This window comes from Sulfurimonas sp., from assembly GCF_029027585.1.
GTDB lineage: Bacteria > Campylobacterota > Campylobacteria > Campylobacterales > Sulfurimonadaceae > Sulfurimonas.
Window position 1 is genome coordinate 1,702,294 of record NZ_CP093397.1, and the last position, 16,068, is coordinate 1,718,361.

Below are 16,068 nucleotides of genomic sequence, written 5' to 3' on the forward strand. Positions count from 1 at the left end.
GCCTTATTCTAAATTATCTTTTAAGTAAGTGTAATCTGACATTTCACTCCAAACTCTAGCTTTTTTCATGTAAGCATTTTGAGAGTCTAAAATCTCTTTTAACAGAGGGTTGTTTTTAGTTTTCTCCCCAAGTAGTTTTTTGTTTGCTGCTTTCATAGCATTAAAAACTGATTTTGGGAAAGTTTTGATTTTGATATTTGGATATTCTTTCTCAATTTTTGCCCAAGCTTCAGCACTCATATAAAAGTTTTCTGTGTACATATCATACGCAGCCAATCTCATCGCAACTCTTAAAATCTCTTTATTTTTAGCACTAAGTTTGTTAAATTTTTTAGTATTTACTAAAAATTGTAACTCAGTTGCTGGCTCATGCCATCCTGTGTAGTAATAAGGAGCAATTTTGTAAAATCCCATGTTGATATCCATACCAGGTCCAACCCATTCTAGTGCATCGATAGTTCCACGCTCTAAAGAAGTATAAAGCTCACCTGGAGCGATATTTGTAACAGTAAGACCTAGCTCAGCCATAACTTCTCCAGCAAAACCTGGAATACGCATCTTAAGACCTTTTAAATCTTCAACACTTTTGATTTCTTTTCTAAACCAACCACCCATTTGATTTCCTGTGTTACCACCTGGAAAAGATAAAACATTATGTTTTTTATAAGCTTTTTCCATTAGTTCCATACCACCAGCAAAGTAAAACCAAGAGTTTTGTTCAGCTGCAGTCATACCAAAAGGCATACTTGTAAATGGAAGAAGATTTATGTCTTTACCTTTCCAATAGTATGAAGCCGAGTGTGCCATATCATATTGTCCAAGTTTAACCATATCTAAAACACCAAATGGAGATTTGTGTTTGTTTGAAGCATCTACACGAATAGTGAAGTTACCACCACTCATCTTGTTTACCATATCTGCCATATTTGTTACAGCAGTTGAGAATGGTACCGCAGTTGGTCCCCATGTTGTTGCTATTTTCCATCTTACTTTTTTCTCACCAGCTATCGCTGATACAGCTAAAACAGAAACTAAACCTAGTGTTCCTAGAAGTTTTGTCAATTTCATCGTACTTTCCTTATTTTAAGTTAGAAGCATTGTATCGATGCTATATGACAAAGGTATGACATTTTTGTTTTATTAATTATTGTTTTTAAAAAGGTAACCAACATCAAGAACAGTTTCTATATAGTCAAGTTGCAGTTTCTTTCTTAGTCGTTTAACAAGTGAGCGAATGGATTCTAGAGAAGCGATTTTACCTTCCCATACGATAGTTTGAATGCACTCAAATGAAACAACTTTTCCTCTTTGAGATAAAAGAAGATTTATAAGATTTCGCTCTTTCGTGGATAGATGCTCTCTGTTTGCATCTACTTCTATGAAACTATCTTTGAAGTAAAACTTACAATTTTTGCTGATTTGTATAACTTCTTTATCTATATGACAAAGTTTTTCTATTTTAATTTCAAGCTCATCTATAAAAAAAGGTTTTTTTAAGTAGTCATTACAGCCATAGTTGTAAGAGTCTTTTATAACATCAAGCTCAACGGTCGAACTTATTATAATTACGGGTGTGTCTTTATTATATTCTCGAATTTTTTTTAATAATTCTATGCCATTTAATGATGGTGTATTTATATCTAAAACAAAACAAATATAGCCTTCATCGATTGCCTCATAAGCCTCTAGACCATCTAAAAAATTATTTACTTTAAACCCTTTTGCTTTTAGTCTTTTTGTTATGGTTGAGTTTAGTCGTTTGTTGTCTTCAAGAAGAAGAATTTTCATGTTTTTACTTCCTTGCTTGGTACAATTATATCAAAGGTAACAACTTCTTTATCATTATAAACTTGAATTTTGCCATTCATTTTATCTTCTATAATTACCTTTGCCATATAAAGACCTAGACCTGTTCCATCTTTATTTGTAGTAAAGTAGGCATCAAAAATCAAACCTATTATATCCCCAGGAATTGCTCCACCATTATCACTGATTCTTATTTGCGCATAATCTTTTTCTGATTTAATGATTATGTTGATATTGTTACCTTTTTTAGCGGATAGTATTTTTTTCTTTGCATTGTTTATGATATTTAAAAGAACTTGTTTAAATTCACTCTCATAACCATAAGCATTTATAGACTTATTGCTACAAGAAACAGTTAGTTTGATATGAGAGTAAAAAATTTGTTTTCCTAAAATCTCCAAAACATCATCTAAAGCCTTTTTAGCACAAAATATAGCTTTTTTTGTAGAAGGTTTTAAAAAATTTCTAAAATCTTTTAAAGTATGTGACATATATTGAATCTGAACCATTGATTCATTTACAAACTCTTTCATATCTTTTTCATTCATCTCATTTTGAACATAAGAAAATTCCATATCTTGAAGTATGGCGGAAAGTTCTACAAGTGGCTCGTTCCATTGGTGTGCGATAGCTTCAACCATCTCTCCCATTTCTGCTAGTTTAGATTGTTGAATCATAAACTGCTCTTGCTGAATCCTTTGAGTAATATCATCCATAACACTTACTATCCCACCAATAGAACCATCTATATTTTCATAAACTGTTTTGTTATAGCTTACAACTCTTGAACGACCATCTGAAAAGTGAAATGTTTCTTCAAAGTTTGCTGTTCCATGAGTGTCAAGTAGCATTTCATCTTTTTGTAGATGCTTTAAAGCAGAATCTTTTTGAAAAAAGTCAAAAACAGTCTTTCCTATTATCTCTTCTTTATTTTTGTTAAAAAAATCTGCAAAGGCTTTATTACAACCTATATAAACTCCATCTAAATCTTTGTAATTTAGTGGATTTGGGATAGTGTCCATCAAAACACCGATAAATTTTAGCTGGTTCGTGAGTGCAAGTTCAGTTTTTTTTCTTCGTCTTACATTTATGGTTAGTAAGATTAAAATTATTGTGATTATGAAAGAGTGCCAATAGTTACCCAAACCAACTTTTTATAAGTTTCATAAAAAGAGAATGGTTTATTTATAATTTCATAATTTTGTATAGAAGATGGAATTTGTATTTTATATTTTTGAAGCTCATAATAATCAAACATATATTTATTTGGACTTTTAGTTAAAATTGGCACTTTTCTTGGATTTATTCCTTTTAGTAAATCTTCAACCATAATAGATGCCGATTCTGCTTGAGCAGTAGCACTTGTTAAGACTCCTCCAACTATTCCTTCTCCTAGATAAAAGTCCCAGAGTCCATAAATAGGTGTGTTGGCTATTTCTCTTATTTCTTTTAAGCTTTCTTTATAGCTAAAGTATTTTCCTGCCTTATCTTGAAAAAGTAAAACCCAAAGTATGGCTGTATTCTTAGGAAGATTTATTACCTTGTTCTTTAAGTTAGATATTTCTATATTATCAACATATTCAAATTTAACTCTGTTTTTATAAATAGGTAGAACTTTAAATATATCTCTTTTAATGGCAAAACCTGTTCTTGAGTGGTCATTTATAATGAGAATTTTTTTTAGTTTTGGATGAAGGTTTAAGATGAGGTCTATATTTTTTTTAATATCAACCGCTTCAACTACTCCCGTAGTGTATGAACGCATATTATTCTCGTAAATCATGGCTTCATCAAAGTTGTTGATACCTAAAAATACAACGGGTAAGTCTTTAAATAGATGCTCATGATATCTGAGAACAAACTCTAAAGCATTGTTGTCAGCAGCGATGATGAGATCAAAACCTCTGTTTCTAAAGCGTTCATCATAAAGCTCAAATAGTCTGTCAAAGTAAAGGGGAGTTGCAACTTTTTTTGTGTCCATATAGACAGTAGTTAGAGATACATCATCTCTGTTGTCAAAGTTTTTATCGATGACTTTTGAGATGTCATCACTCCACTTATAACCTCTATGGTAAGAGTGTATAAGTAAAATGTCTTTTTGAGTCACAGATGCTGACAACTCAAAAAGAAAAAATATGCTTAGTAGAAAAAAACTCTTTTTAAAGAAATACATTTTTTGATTATATCAAAAGATGTGTAATTTTTTCCTAATCTCTATGTCTGTTAGAGTTTCTGTTTCTATCGCGATTACCTCTGTAACCACCACTTTCACGATTTCCGCCGCCTTCACGACTTCCTCCACCCTCACGGCTTCTATTTCCCCCGCCACCTGAGCGAGGCTTATTGCCACGGTAACCACCGCCGCCACTTCTACCACGACTACGACCACGACCGCCACCAGTATCTCTTCTTCTTCCAGCACGCTCTAAAATAGCTTCTAATCTATCAGCAGGGATTCCGATTTGATTTGGACCTTTTATATCTTGTTGGTCAAGTAGCATAGAGATAAGTTTGTAAGCCATTTGTTCTTCATCAATATCTTCTCTAAGTTTGTCTAAAACTTTATGAGCTTCATCATAGATGTGTTGATTTTCAACATTACTAACTAGTTTGTCGATAGTTGAACTTCTTAAGTCCTTTTTACTTGGAACAAAAGCATGAGTCATAGTTGTTCCAACTTTAGACTTGATGCGTTGAAGTTCTTTAAACTCTAGTGGAGTTAAAAGTGTTATAGCTTTACCTTTTGTTCCAGCGCGACCTGTTCTACCGATACGGTGAACATAAGACTCAGGGTCAAAAGGAATATGGTAGTTAAAAACATGAGAAATATTGTTTACATGAATACCGCGAGCAGCTACATCAGTCGCAACAAGAACTTTTATAGAATCGCTTTTAAAACCTTTGATTACAGCTTCTCTTTGGCGTTGTTCCATATCTCCATGAAGACCATTTGCTAAATATCCAGCATTTGATAAAACATTACTTAGTCTATCAACTTCACTTTTTGTTCTACAAAATACAATCGCTTTTTTAGTTCCCTCAGAGTCCATAAGACGAATAACCGCATCATCTCTTTCACTTTCTTCAATTACATAATATTCTTGGTCAATATCAGCATTTGTAGTTTCACCTTTTGTTATAGAGATAAACTCAGGGTTATTTAAAATTCGTTCTGCTAAAAGCTTAATAGGTTTTGGCATAGTTGCTGAGAAAAGTAGTGTTTGACGATTTGTAGGGATATATGAAAAAATTTCATTTATATCATCTAAAAATCCCATATCTAGCATCTCATCAGCTTCATCTAAAACAACAACGCTTGGAGAAAAATCTTTAAGCATATCTCTTTTTAAGATATCTAAAAGTCTACCAGGAGTTGCTACAACAACAGTTGCTCCACGATCAATAAGGTCTATCTGACGCTTATATGAGCTACCACCATAAACAGTAACTGTTCTAGCATTTATGCCTCTTCCATACTTATATAACTCATCACTTACTTGAGTAGCAAGTTCACGAGTTGGAGTGATTACTAAAATCTCTACACCACTTTTTATATCGATATTATTTAGTGCTGGAAGACCGAAAGCTGCAGTTTTTCCTGTACCTGTGTGTGCTTGACCTACAATATCTCTACCTTGAAGTATAAATGGGATTGCAGCCGCTTGAATAGGGCTTGGTATAGTAAAACCTGCTTGTTTTACACTTCTTAGCATGTCTTTATTTAAACCTAAATCATCAAAAGTAATTTGAGGCTCTTCCTGTTTTGTTTCTTCTTGTGTTTGTGCATTTTCTTCTTGCATCATAATCCTTGTAATTAAGGAGATGATACAAGTTTGCCAATTGCAAAGCACCTTCTCCTAAAATATTAGGCGAATTATACCCAAGTTAAACAAAATAAAGCTTGAATAAATAAAATTTAAAATACTTTAAGCTTAATTTGTGTAAATAACAACACTGTTTCTTTCAGATTCTTTTTCAATGTCATGATTTAAAGTACCTATGACAAGACTTAAACCATCATTTTATTAATCATAGTATAATAGCAATGCAATTTATAAATACAAGAGGATTTAACTTAGATGGATATACAAAATTTAGATATTTATTTGATGCTTTTTGCTTTTAGTGGCATCATTATCTTAGTTTTGATTTATCTATATTTAAAAACTTTACAAGAAAAAAATGATTTAAATTTGGAGTTTGCGGTTTTAAACTCTCGGTATGATGATGAGGTTAAATCTTCACAAGAAAAGTTAGAAGTTCTTCAAGATGCAAAAGAAGAATTAAGTTTAGAGTTTAAAAACATAGCAAACCAAATTTTTGAAGATAAAACAAAAAAGTTTGACCATGCACATAAAGAACAGTTTGAAATTTTACTAAAACCATTTCGCGAACAAATCTCAAACTTTTCAACGCAATCCAGAGAGCAGTTTACCACTCAACTAAAAGATGGGCATCTGCTCAAAAGTGAGTTGTTAAGACTAAAAGAGATGAATATGCAACTATCCCAAGATGCTATAAACTTAACAAATGCTCTAAAAGGTGAAAATAAAACTCAAGGAAATTGGGGAGAAATAATTTTAGAACGCATCTTAGAAGAGTCAGGTTTAAGAGAGGGGATGGAGTATGAAACACAGGCAACTTTAAAATCAAGTGAAGGTAAAACTTATAGACCTGATGTAGTTATTCATATGCCCCAAGACAGAGATATTATCATAGATTCAAAAGTTTCTTTAGTTGCTTATGAGAGATTTATGAGTGAAGATGATGATCAGCAAAGAGCAATAGCTTTAAAAGAGCATATATTTTCAATAAAAACGCACATAAAAGCTCTAAGCTCGAAACAATATGACAAACTAGAGGGTGTAAATACACTTGATTATGTTCTTTTATTTATGCCAATAGAGGGTGCTTTTTTGTTGGCTCTTGAACAAGATGGAGAGTTTTTTAAAAAAGCTTATGAAAGTAATATTTTAGTAGTTTCTCCATCGACCCTTTTAGTTACACTAAAAACAATAGAGCATATTTGGCGAACTCAAAAACAACAAGACCATGCCAAAAAAATCGCTGATGAAGCAGAGGCGATGTATGATAAACTTGTTCTTTTTGTAGATGAAATGATTAAAGTTGGCTCGCATCTACAAAAAGCACAAGATTCTTACGACACTTCTATGAACAGACTAAAAACAGGTAAAGGCAACATCATAAAACGGGCGCAAAACATGATAGAACTAGGATTAAAACCAAAAAAATTATTGAGTATTTCTAGTGAAGATTAAAATGAGAGTGAATGAGAAAAAAGTCATTCCATACCTTATCGTTGTTGTTCCTCTTGCTTTAGTTTTAACGGCAAGTTTTTTCATAACTACTTTTTATATGGAGAAAGTAAATCTATATTTTCAAAAAATAAAAGAGCGTTCTATAAAAGATTATGTAGATTCTAAAAAAGATAAAAGTGAGATTTGGGTTCAGCAACTTAACCTTTTGTTTGATTATAAAAACAATAGAGTAGATGCAGATATAAAAACAAGACTGCAAAAAAGGGTAGATGTAGCTTATGCAAATGCTAGGTTTATATATGAAAAATATAAAGGTAAAAAGACTAATATTGAGATAAAGGAGAGAATCTTAGACTCGTTCAATCAGATGGGTTATAGTTCAAACAAAGAAGCTCTTTATATATCTAATTTTAAGGGTAACAATATCCTCTTCAGAAAGGAAAACCTACATAAGATACATCAAAGATCACTAGTTCTTGAAGAGATTCAGATGGTCAAAAAAAAATCTGAAGGTTTTTTGGAAGGTAAGTTTTATCAAGGAGTCGGTAAACAGGTTGTTTTTGTTAAAGATTTAGAAATGTATGGTTGGTATATTGGCTCAGCTATCAATATTATGCAAGAAAAGGAAGTCTTAAAATCAACTCTTTTGGGTATGGTTCAAAGTATTCCCCTAGATAGCTCAGATTTTATGGGGCTTTATGATAATAAAAAAGCAATCTACTTGTCTAAAAAAATGAGAATTTTTTTAGGGGACGAGTCTTTAAATATCATTAGTAAAAATCTTTCTCAAAAATCAACTTGGTATAAATATAAATTAGATGGATATTACTACTACTCTAAATACTATAAACCTCTTGATTGGTACTTAGTTTATGGTTTTGAAATATCAAGAATGAGTAAACAAGAGTTTACAAAACAGCGAGAGTTAGAGATAATACTTGATAATGAGTTAGAACTTATTTTAAAAGCATCTTCATCTATTGTTATTTTTGTTGTTATTTTATCTCTTCTTTTATCAAGAAAAATTAACCAAATATTTTCTCAGTATCAAGAAGAAGTGCACAAAAGAGAAGATGAGTTAGTAAAACTAAATGAGTCACTAGAGCAAAGAGTATCAGATGAGTTAAATGCACATAGGCAAAAAGACAAGATGCTGATACAGCAGTCAAAAATGGCAGAAATGGGAGATATGCTTAGTATGATTGCTCATCAATGGAGGCAACCTTTAAATCAAATGGCATATCTTTTTATGAATGTTGAGTCTGCTTATGAATACAAAGAATTAACAAAAGAGTATCTTGATGAAAAGCTAAAAGAGGGAAATGAACTTTTAGAGTTTATGTCTATGACTATTGATGATTTTAGAAATTATTTTCGACCAGATAAAGAAAAAGAGTTTGTTTTAGTTAGTGATGTAGTAAATACAAGTGTAAAACTTATGCAAAGATCTTTGGAATTAGGTGGAGTTGAGATAGAAGTCGAGTCTTTTGGAAGAGAACTCACTCATATATATAAAAACGAATTTATCCAAGTGATGTTAAACCTAATCAAAAATGCAAAAGATATACTCATAGATAAAAAAATCCAAAATCCAAAGATAATAATTACTACAAAATGTGAAGGTCAAAAACTTGTTGTGGATGTTTGCGATAATGGTGGTGGTGTTCATGAAGATATAATAGATAAAATTTTTGAGCCATATTTTTCTACTAAAGATGAGCAAAGCGGAACAGGTTTGGGACTTTATATGTCAAAAATGATAATCGAAGAACACTTAGAAGGAAAACTAAATGTTTACAACTCAGATGGTGGAGCGTGTTTTAAGATAATTTTATAAAGTATGAAGTTTATATCCAGAGCCTGAAACATTTTCTATGGCTCCTTCTGGAACTTTTTTTCTAATACCTCGAACAAGTGAGCGGATAGCATCTTGACTCATTCCCTCATAAGCCCAAATAGCATTTTCAATCTCTTCATACTTCACAACTCTTGTGTGGTGATGAGCTAACAAGTCAAGAAATAGAGTTTCATTTTTTGTTAGTTTTATCTCTTTGCTATCAGTATATATCACTTTTTCAAAAGCATTATATTCACAGTTTTTTGAAAGTAAAAGGTTAAATTTACTTTTATCTTCTATGAGTTCCATTGACTTCTCTAAAGCACCGATAAGTTTGTCTTTTGTGATTGGTTTTATGATGTACTTAACAAGTTGAAGTTCAACTGCTTGGATTAAGTAGTCAGTATCAGAGTGAGCAGTAGCGATGATGATTTGAACATCTTTATCATGCGCTCTGATGTAACTTGCCATATCGATGCCATTTAGTTTTGGCATACTAATATCTGTGATAATTATATCTGGTTTATGTTCTTTCCATACATTGATAGCCTCTTTGCCATCTTTTGCTTCTAGTACATTTTTACACACTCTACTAAGGTACTCAACAGCGCTTTTTCTAACCATTTCTTCATCTTCTACATACAAAATCGTAAAATTTTTTAACATATCTTTCATAATTTCTACCTCATTTAGGGTATTATACTCTTATGAAAATACAAATACAATATAATTATGAAAAAACATTTACAGATGCTAGCGAAGATGAACTTTTAAAAATAATAGAAGAAGAGATAGGGGATGCAGATGTTAAGGGTACGCTTATTTATATAAAAGAAGCTATAAAAAAAGGTAAGGTCATTAGTGTTGGAACTTGTAAATTTAGACAAGTAAAATAGGGAGAATCAATGAATACAGATATCGCAAAACTACTGCTTAGATTAACTCTTGGAATTATGATGCTTTTTCATGGAGTAGAAAAAATCATAAATGGCATCAGTGGAGTAAAATATTTAGTAACAAACGCAGGTTTACCAGAGTTTTTAGCTTATGGAGTTTATGTTGGTGAAGTTGTTTTTCCAATTTTGATAATTTTAGGACTTTATGCCAGAGTTGCATCTTTAGGTATTGCTTTTAATATGCTAATGGCAATATTTTTAGCTTATGGGAACTCACTTTTTGAGTTGAATAAATATGGTGCACCAGTGTTTGAGTTGCCATTTTTTTATTTAATAACTTCCATTGTTATATTTTTGCTTGGAAGCGGAAGGTATGGGGTTAATTCTAAATAGGCACTTTTTTAAGGATGTGGTACTTTTAACTTTGAGTTAAGACTCCATCCTATAAAAAGCATTAAGACTATAACCATAGAAACAGAAAAAAGATTATAAGCACTTCCAAGATAAATTAACCAGAGTAAAATTGCTCCAAGTGGAGTTGGAACACCTATAAAATATTTATCAACTTCTCCAGCATCTGTGTTAATATTAAAATGAATCAGTCTTCTTAAACCTGAAATAACATAGTAGATGCTAATAACTGCTACGACAAAAAGCATAAAGCCTGTTAGACTTGGTGCATAAACAGCTTGAAAAATTAGAAATACAGGCACAAGAACAAAACTTAAAAAGTCTGCAAAACTATCAAGTTGAACTCCAAATTCATTTGAAAGTGCATACTTTCTAGCAATTTTACCATCAAAAATATCAAAAGCACCACCAATCCAAGCTAAGATGATAGCTACAAAAAAGTTGTTTTGAGTGATGAAGTACATAGCACTAAGTCCAGCAGCAATATTTACAAATGTAAAAAGGTTGGCTAAGTTAAAGTGAGAAGAGGGTGTAAAAAGAAATTTCATAAACTACCTTGAATTGAATAAATTGTATAATTATATCTAAGCAAAGATAGAAAAAAATAAAACTATAAATGAAAATGATAAATATTATCAATATTAAGATAGGTCTAAGTTGATAGCTGTTATCATTTCTATATAAAACAGTTTCAAAGAAAAGGGAAAATTGTGAAAATTGTATTAAAAGCATGTATTATGGGGTTGTTGTTAATAAACACATCGCTAATAGCACAACAAAAAAATGAACTTGAGCCAAGACATAGAGTAAAGTCAGTAAAAGCGGCTGTAGGTTCGTTTGCTCAAAGTGAAGAAAAAGAGATATTAAAAACAAATAATTTTAAAGATATGTTTACTAAAGGGAGCGTAAGCGGACAACTTAGGTCTGTTTATGCAGGGTATCAACAAAAAAAGAATTCTAATAATGATACATATGCAACTGCAGTTGGTGGTGAACTTAAGTTTGAACTAGCTTCGTACAATGGTTTTGGAGGTGGTGTTGCTTTTATAACTTCAAATGATGTAAGTGGTTTAACAGGAAATAGAACTGAGGGTAAAAATAACAATGAACTATCTTCATCATCAGGGCAATATACACAACTAAGTGAAGCATATATCAGTTACAATTACAAAGATTTGACGCTTATTGCAGGTCGTCAAATTTTAGAAACACCACTTGCGGATAGTGATGATATAAGAATGATAAAAAATACTTTTGAAGCGTATGTGGCAAAGTATAACTATGTAGATATTGAGTTTATAGCGGGAAACATAGTTTCTTGGCAAGGAGTTGATGCTGATTTAGATGATCCATGGCATAGAACAACTAAAGATGGAACAGTATTTGGAGGTATGACTTATCAAAAAACATTAGAGTTTAATGCTTGGTATTATAATTTTTCAAATATAACTAACGCTTTTTATGTAGATGCTGGTATAAACTATGTGATAAATAAAGATATGAATTTACATGCAACACTTCAGTATTTAAATGAAAGTGAATTAAATAACAGTGGATATGAAGCAGAGATTTATGGTGCTTTAGTTGAATTAGTTACTTATGGCATCGGTTTTAATCTAGCTTATAATAAATCAAACAAAAAAACAGATAAACATAGTTATTCAGGAACAGGTGGTGGAACAATTTTTACGAGTATGGATATTATGATACTAGATAATATTACAAAAGACAGAGATGCTAGTGCTGTTGTTTGTGGTATCAGTTATGATGTGAAAAATTGGAAGTTTTTATATGCTTATGGTTCGTTTAGTGGAGAAGCTGATGGTGCAGGACAAAAAGCTCATATAATTGAGCAAGATATAGGTTTTGAGTATCAAATGAGCAAAGAGTTTTTTATAGGGGCTATCTTTGTTATGCAAGAGGATAAAGAAAATTCTTTAAGCAGTGATGATGATTGGACAAGAATGCAAGTGATGCTTGCGTATAATTTTTAAGGTAAAAGAGTGAAAACATTAATAGATTGTAAAAAAACATGCAAGGTAAAAGTTGTTAAATTAAATGCTCCTAGAGATTTAAAGCAAAGACTTATTTCTTTTGGAATTATGAGAGAGTCGATTATAGAAGTTTTAGAACATGCTCCTGCAAAGAGTACGATAGAAGTAAAAGTAGGCAAGATGCGAATAGCACTTAGAGCGCAAGAAGCAGAGCTTATAGAGGTTGAAGAAATATGAAGATAGAAGAAGAGAAAGCTTGTCCTGTAATAGCTAATCATATAAAAATAGCTTTAGTTGGTCAGCCAAATGTTGGTAAAAGTATGCTTATCAACTCAGTATCAAATGCGCATCTTCATGTTGGAAACTTCTCTGGTGTTACAGTTGATAAAACAGAGGTTTTATTTGATTATAAAAAACTATCATTTTACAGTTGTTGATTTACCAGGGACTTATGCTTTTACTGATTATACGATTGAAGAAAGAGTAACTCATGAGTACTTATGTGCTAAAGGTTATGACTTAATCATAAATGTAATGGACTCTACAAACTTAGAGAAAAATCTTCAACTTACTTCTGAACTTATGAGTATGAGCAAAGATATAGTAATTGCACTAAATATGAGTGATGAAGCACAAAAAGAAGGAATTGACATAGATGCTTCATATATGTCTGAACTTCTTGGTATCCCTTGTATTAAAGTTTCTGCCGTCACAAAAGAGGGGATAGAAGAACTCTTAGATGCTGTTGTATCAGTTAGAAAAGCGTCAAGTCAAAACTCAAAATTAATCTTCAGCGAACCAGTTGAAGAGGAGATAGCAAATATTGTTGAGTATTTAGAAAAACATAAATACAAAGCAGTAAATTCTTATAGAAATGTTGCAATTAATCTACTAAAAAACAATAAAAGAACTTATGAACTTTTACATGCTGAGCCTATATGGACAGAGCTACAACCACTTTTAATAGATGCATCTAAGCATATAGAACTTCACCATGATACAGATGATATAAAAGAGGCTTTTGCTGGAGAGTATGCTTCTTTTAACAGAGGGATAATCGCTGAGGTTGTAGTGCAAGATGCTTTTGAAGAGAAAAAAACTGTAACTGAAAAGATAGATTCTGTTTTAATTCATCCAATTTTAGGAATACCTATATTTTTATTTTTTATGTGGGGACTTTTTCAACTTACTTTTGAGATAGGTTCTATCCCTATGGACTGGATAGATGCATTTTTTGGTTGGCTTGGAGATACAGTAGGTGCGACAATTCCCAATGATGATGTCCGTTCACTTATAGTAGATGGGATAATAGCAGGGGTTGGGGCTGTTATTTTATTTGTTCCAAATATTGTGATTTTATTTATCGGTATTGCACTTTTAGAGAGTACTGGTTATATGTCAAGAGTTGCTTTTTTACTAGATGGATTTTTTCATAAATTTGGTATGCATGGACAGTCTTTCATACCTCTTGTAACGGGCTTTGGTTGCTCTATACCTGCTTATATGAGTGCTAGAATCTTAAAAAATGACAGAGATAGACTTTTAACTCTTTTTATCATTGGTTTTATGAGTTGTGGAGCTAGACTTCCTGTTTATGTACTTTTTGCAGGGGCTTTTTTCTCCCCTGAAATGGCAGGAAATATTTTGTTTATCATCTATATAGGTGGTGTAATGATAGGTCTTGTAGCGGCTAAAGTTCTTAAGATGACAGCATTTCAAGGAGCGGATGAACCATTTGTTATGGAGATGCCAAAGTATAGACTTCCATCTGTAAAACTTATCTGGCATACAGTTTTAACAAAAACTATGATGTATTTGAAAAAGGCTGGTACTTTTATTGCCGCGGCATCTATGCTTATTTGGTTTTTGAGTAATTATCCTCATAATTTAATACTTGAACAAAAATATGCTTCTAAGATAGAGGTAGCTGTAAGTCAAGATGAAAAAATGAAGCTTTCAAATGAGTTGGCATCTGAGCATTTAGAACAGAGTTATTTGGGAAGTATTGGAAAGTTTTCAGAGCCAATGTTTGCTCCTTTAGGATTTGACTGGAAGATGAGCGTAGCACTTCAAACAGGCTTGGCTGCTAAAGAAGTCGTTGTTTCTACTCTTGGTGTTTTATATGCAGTTGGAGCTGAGGTCGATGAAGAGAGTAACTCACTTATAGATGCCATAAGTAAAAATATACCTTTTGCATCTGCTATCGCTTTTATAGTTGTTATCATGATTTACCTTCCATGTTTGGCGGCATCTATCGTCTTTACTCGTGAGGCTGGAGGTATTAAGTATTTTGTTTATCTGTTTGTATTTACTTCTATCGTAGCGTATAGTTTAGGATTTTTAGCATATAACATTACTTTGATGATTACTTAACTTCGTTTGTAATGACGAATTTTCGATATACTAATGCATAAATAAATAAGGTGTATTAGTATGGCAAAACTTTTAATCGTGGAAGACTCTAAGATGCTTTGTAAAATTTTTGATGAACTTTTAACTAAATATACAAACTTTGATTATGAAATAGCTCAAACTTATGCAGAGGCTAAAAAACTTTTATCTAAAACACGATATGAATTTGCTGTTGCTGATATGAATCTTCCAGATGCGAACAGTGGTGAAATCATCTCTCTTTTAAATGAACACAATATCGCTCCCATAGTCTTTACCGGTATCTTTGATGAAGACTTTAGAGATGGCTTTGAGAGTGCGCAAATAGTTGACTATGTCTTAAAAGAGAGATATGAAAATATACTATATGTTGTAGAAAAACTAAAACAATTAGAAGCAAATAAGAAAAAAACAGTTTTAATAGTTGATGATTCTGTTCTATATACTAGTTTTTTAAAGCAAAATTTTATGCTTCATCATTTTAAAGTTATAACAGCATCTAATGGAAAAGAGGCTCTTGAAAAGTTAGAGCTTCATCCAGAGATAGAGTTGGTTATTACAGATTATCATATGCCTGTTATGGATGGTTTAGAATTTTTAAGGAAAATTCGCAAAAAAAGAGGTAGAAGAGAGTTGAGTATTTTGATTTTAACCTCAGATACAAACTCTTACACTACAAGTCGTTTCTTAAAAGATGGAGCAAATGACTACATAACAAAACCATTTTCAAGAGATGAATTTTATGCAAGGATTTATCAAAATATCGAAACGGTGAATCTTTTTGAGTCAATGCAGTCTAGTTTTGATGAAGATATTATAAGTTTACTCTCAGAAATTACAGAGTTCAAAAGTGCTGAAATATCTTCTCATGTAAAAAGAATTAAAGAATATACTTATCTTTTATCAAAACTATACGGAATGTTTGAAGAAGAAGCACAGATGATGGCAAAGATGTCTATTTTACATGATATTGGGAAAATTACCATTGCTGATGATGTCTTATGTAAATCAGGTAAACTTACAGCTGATGAATATGAAGATATGAAACACCACTCTCGAAATGGTGCTCAAATTCTTGATAATGCCTTTCATAGTGATAAAAGTGTAGCAAAAATAGCCAGAGAGATTGCTCTTTGGCATCATGAAAAATGGGATGGTTCTGGTTATCCAGATGCTTTGGAGGGTTTAGATATTCCAATACATGCGCGTATAGTAGGTTTAGTAGATGTTTTTGATGCTTTAGTTACTAAAAGAGTCTATAAAGATGCTTGGGACTTAGATGAGGTTTTAAAATATATAGAAGATGAATCAGGTAAGCATTTTGAACCTAAGTTGGTTAAACTATTTCTTTTAAATATTAACTGTTTTACAAATGTAATAAATAGGTACAATGATGATAAATTACCTTATTGTAAGATAAATACCTAAATATTAACTTCTTATTAGTTCATATT

14 protein-coding genes and 1 pseudogene are annotated in these 16,068 nt (G+C 31.8%); 8 read left to right on the plus strand and 7 right to left on the minus strand.

What is annotated here, in order from left to right:
* Positions 1 to 3 precede the first annotated feature (3 nt).
* The 5 genes from MOV50_RS08925 to MOV50_RS08945 form a co-directional block, all read right to left on the minus strand.
* Positions 4 to 1,068 carry a TRAP transporter substrate-binding protein gene (locus MOV50_RS08925; protein WP_321777560.1) on the minus strand — a complete coding sequence of 355 codons (1,065 nt, stop codon included), beginning with the start codon at positions 1,066 to 1,068 and terminating at the stop codon, positions 4 to 6.
* Between the two features lie 72 nt (positions 1,069 to 1,140).
* Positions 1,141 to 1,788, minus strand: a complete 648-nt coding sequence (locus tag MOV50_RS08930) for a response regulator transcription factor (RefSeq protein ID WP_321777561.1) — start codon at positions 1,786 to 1,788, stop codon at positions 1,141 to 1,143.
* Positions 1,785 to 2,951, minus strand: coding sequence for an ATP-binding protein (locus tag MOV50_RS08935; RefSeq protein ID WP_321777562.1), 1,167 nt, complete (start codon positions 2,949 to 2,951; stop codon positions 1,785 to 1,787). The genes MOV50_RS08930 and MOV50_RS08935 overlap by 4 nt, the downstream gene beginning before the upstream one ends.
* Complete coding sequence (locus tag MOV50_RS08940) at positions 2,924 to 3,979, minus strand: ABC transporter substrate-binding protein (protein ID WP_321777563.1); 1,056 nt, start codon at positions 3,977 to 3,979, stop codon at positions 2,924 to 2,926. The genes MOV50_RS08935 and MOV50_RS08940 overlap by 28 nt, the downstream gene beginning before the upstream one ends.
* Positions 3,980 to 4,013: 34 nt before the next feature.
* Complete coding sequence (locus MOV50_RS08945) at positions 4,014 to 5,606, minus strand: DEAD/DEAH box helicase (protein WP_321777564.1); 1,593 nt, start codon at positions 5,604 to 5,606, stop codon at positions 4,014 to 4,016.
* 279 nt (positions 5,607 to 5,885) lie between these two features.
* On the opposite strand from MOV50_RS08945, the gene MOV50_RS08950 reads away from it, so the two are divergent.
* A complete protein-coding gene (locus tag MOV50_RS08950; RefSeq protein WP_321777565.1) occupies positions 5,886 to 7,085 on the plus strand; it encodes a DNA recombination protein RmuC in 1,200 nt (399 codons plus the stop codon).
* Positions 7,075 to 8,922, plus strand: a complete 1,848-nt coding sequence (locus MOV50_RS08955) for a cache domain-containing protein (RefSeq protein WP_321777566.1) — start codon at positions 7,075 to 7,077, stop codon at positions 8,920 to 8,922. The genes MOV50_RS08950 and MOV50_RS08955 overlap by 11 nt, the downstream gene beginning before the upstream one ends.
* Here the strand turns inward: MOV50_RS08955 and MOV50_RS08960 are convergent.
* Positions 8,917 to 9,597 (minus strand): response regulator transcription factor, encoded by a 681-nt coding sequence (locus tag MOV50_RS08960; RefSeq protein WP_321777567.1) that lies wholly within the window; start codon positions 9,595 to 9,597, stop codon positions 8,917 to 8,919. The two genes, MOV50_RS08955 and MOV50_RS08960, sit on opposite strands and share 6 nt — an antisense overlap.
* Before the next feature lie 32 nt (positions 9,598 to 9,629).
* Between MOV50_RS08960 and MOV50_RS08965 the strand changes: the two genes are divergently transcribed.
* Positions 9,630 to 9,818, plus strand: coding sequence for a hypothetical protein (locus tag MOV50_RS08965; RefSeq protein WP_321777568.1), 189 nt, complete (start codon positions 9,630 to 9,632; stop codon positions 9,816 to 9,818).
* 9 nt (positions 9,819 to 9,827) lie between these two features.
* A complete protein-coding gene (locus MOV50_RS08970; protein WP_321777569.1) occupies positions 9,828 to 10,211 on the plus strand; it encodes a DoxX family protein in 384 nt (127 codons plus the stop codon).
* 8 nt (positions 10,212 to 10,219) lie between these two features.
* Here the strand turns inward: MOV50_RS08970 and MOV50_RS08975 are convergent, their stop codons facing one another.
* Positions 10,220 to 10,777, minus strand: coding sequence for a CDP-alcohol phosphatidyltransferase family protein (locus tag MOV50_RS08975; RefSeq protein ID WP_321777570.1), 558 nt, complete (start codon positions 10,775 to 10,777; stop codon positions 10,220 to 10,222).
* A gap of 162 nt (positions 10,778 to 10,939) precedes the next feature.
* Between MOV50_RS08975 and MOV50_RS08980 the strand changes: the two genes are divergently transcribed.
* The 4 genes and pseudogenes from MOV50_RS08980 to MOV50_RS08995 all read left to right on the plus strand — a co-directional run bounded on the left by MOV50_RS08980 (position 10,940) and on the right by MOV50_RS08995 (position 16,042).
* The gene (locus MOV50_RS08980) at positions 10,940 to 12,223 is read left to right on the plus strand and encodes a hypothetical protein (RefSeq protein WP_321777571.1); all 1,284 of its coding nucleotides are present in this window, start codon (positions 10,940 to 10,942) and stop codon (positions 12,221 to 12,223) included.
* A gap of 9 nt (positions 12,224 to 12,232) precedes the next feature.
* The gene (locus MOV50_RS08985; protein ID WP_321777572.1) at positions 12,233 to 12,460 is read left to right on the plus strand and encodes a FeoA family protein; all 228 of its coding nucleotides are present in this window, start codon (positions 12,233 to 12,235) and stop codon (positions 12,458 to 12,460) included.
* A pseudogene (feoB, locus tag MOV50_RS08990) lies at positions 12,457 to 14,596 on the plus strand (ferrous iron transport protein B). Before MOV50_RS08985 ends, feoB begins: the two are co-directional and overlap by 4 nt.
* Before the next feature lie 60 nt (positions 14,597 to 14,656).
* Positions 14,657 to 16,042 (plus strand): response regulator, encoded by a 1,386-nt coding sequence (locus MOV50_RS08995; protein WP_321777573.1) that lies wholly within the window; start codon positions 14,657 to 14,659, stop codon positions 16,040 to 16,042.
* Positions 16,043 to 16,068 lie beyond the last annotated feature (26 nt).

What these genes read in the sequence shown, in the direction of transcription:
- MOV50_RS08965 (WP_321777568.1), top strand. Translation starts at nt 9,630, where the DNA reads ATGAAAATACAAATACAATATAATTATGAAAAAACATTTACAGATGCT.
- MOV50_RS08925 (WP_321777560.1), bottom strand. Translation starts at nt 1,068, where the DNA reads ATGAAATTGACAAAACTTCTAGGAACACTAGGTTTAGTTTCTGTTTTA.
- MOV50_RS08940 (WP_321777563.1), bottom strand. Translation starts at nt 3,979, where the DNA reads ATGTATTTCTTTAAAAAGAGTTTTTTTCTACTAAGCATATTTTTTCTT.
- MOV50_RS08960 (WP_321777567.1), bottom strand. Translation starts at nt 9,597, where the DNA reads ATGAAAGATATGTTAAAAAATTTTACGATTTTGTATGTAGAAGATGAA.
- MOV50_RS08950 (WP_321777565.1), top strand. Translation starts at nt 5,886, where the DNA reads ATGGATATACAAAATTTAGATATTTATTTGATGCTTTTTGCTTTTAGT.
- MOV50_RS08970 (WP_321777569.1), top strand. Translation starts at nt 9,828, where the DNA reads ATGAATACAGATATCGCAAAACTACTGCTTAGATTAACTCTTGGAATT.
- MOV50_RS08975 (WP_321777570.1), bottom strand. Translation starts at nt 10,777, where the DNA reads ATGAAATTTCTTTTTACACCCTCTTCTCACTTTAACTTAGCCAACCTT.
- MOV50_RS08995 (WP_321777573.1), top strand. Translation starts at nt 14,657, where the DNA reads ATGGCAAAACTTTTAATCGTGGAAGACTCTAAGATGCTTTGTAAAATT.
- MOV50_RS08945 (WP_321777564.1), bottom strand. Translation starts at nt 5,606, where the DNA reads ATGCAAGAAGAAAATGCACAAACACAAGAAGAAACAAAACAGGAAGAG.
- MOV50_RS08930 (WP_321777561.1), bottom strand. Translation starts at nt 1,788, where the DNA reads ATGAAAATTCTTCTTCTTGAAGACAACAAACGACTAAACTCAACCATA.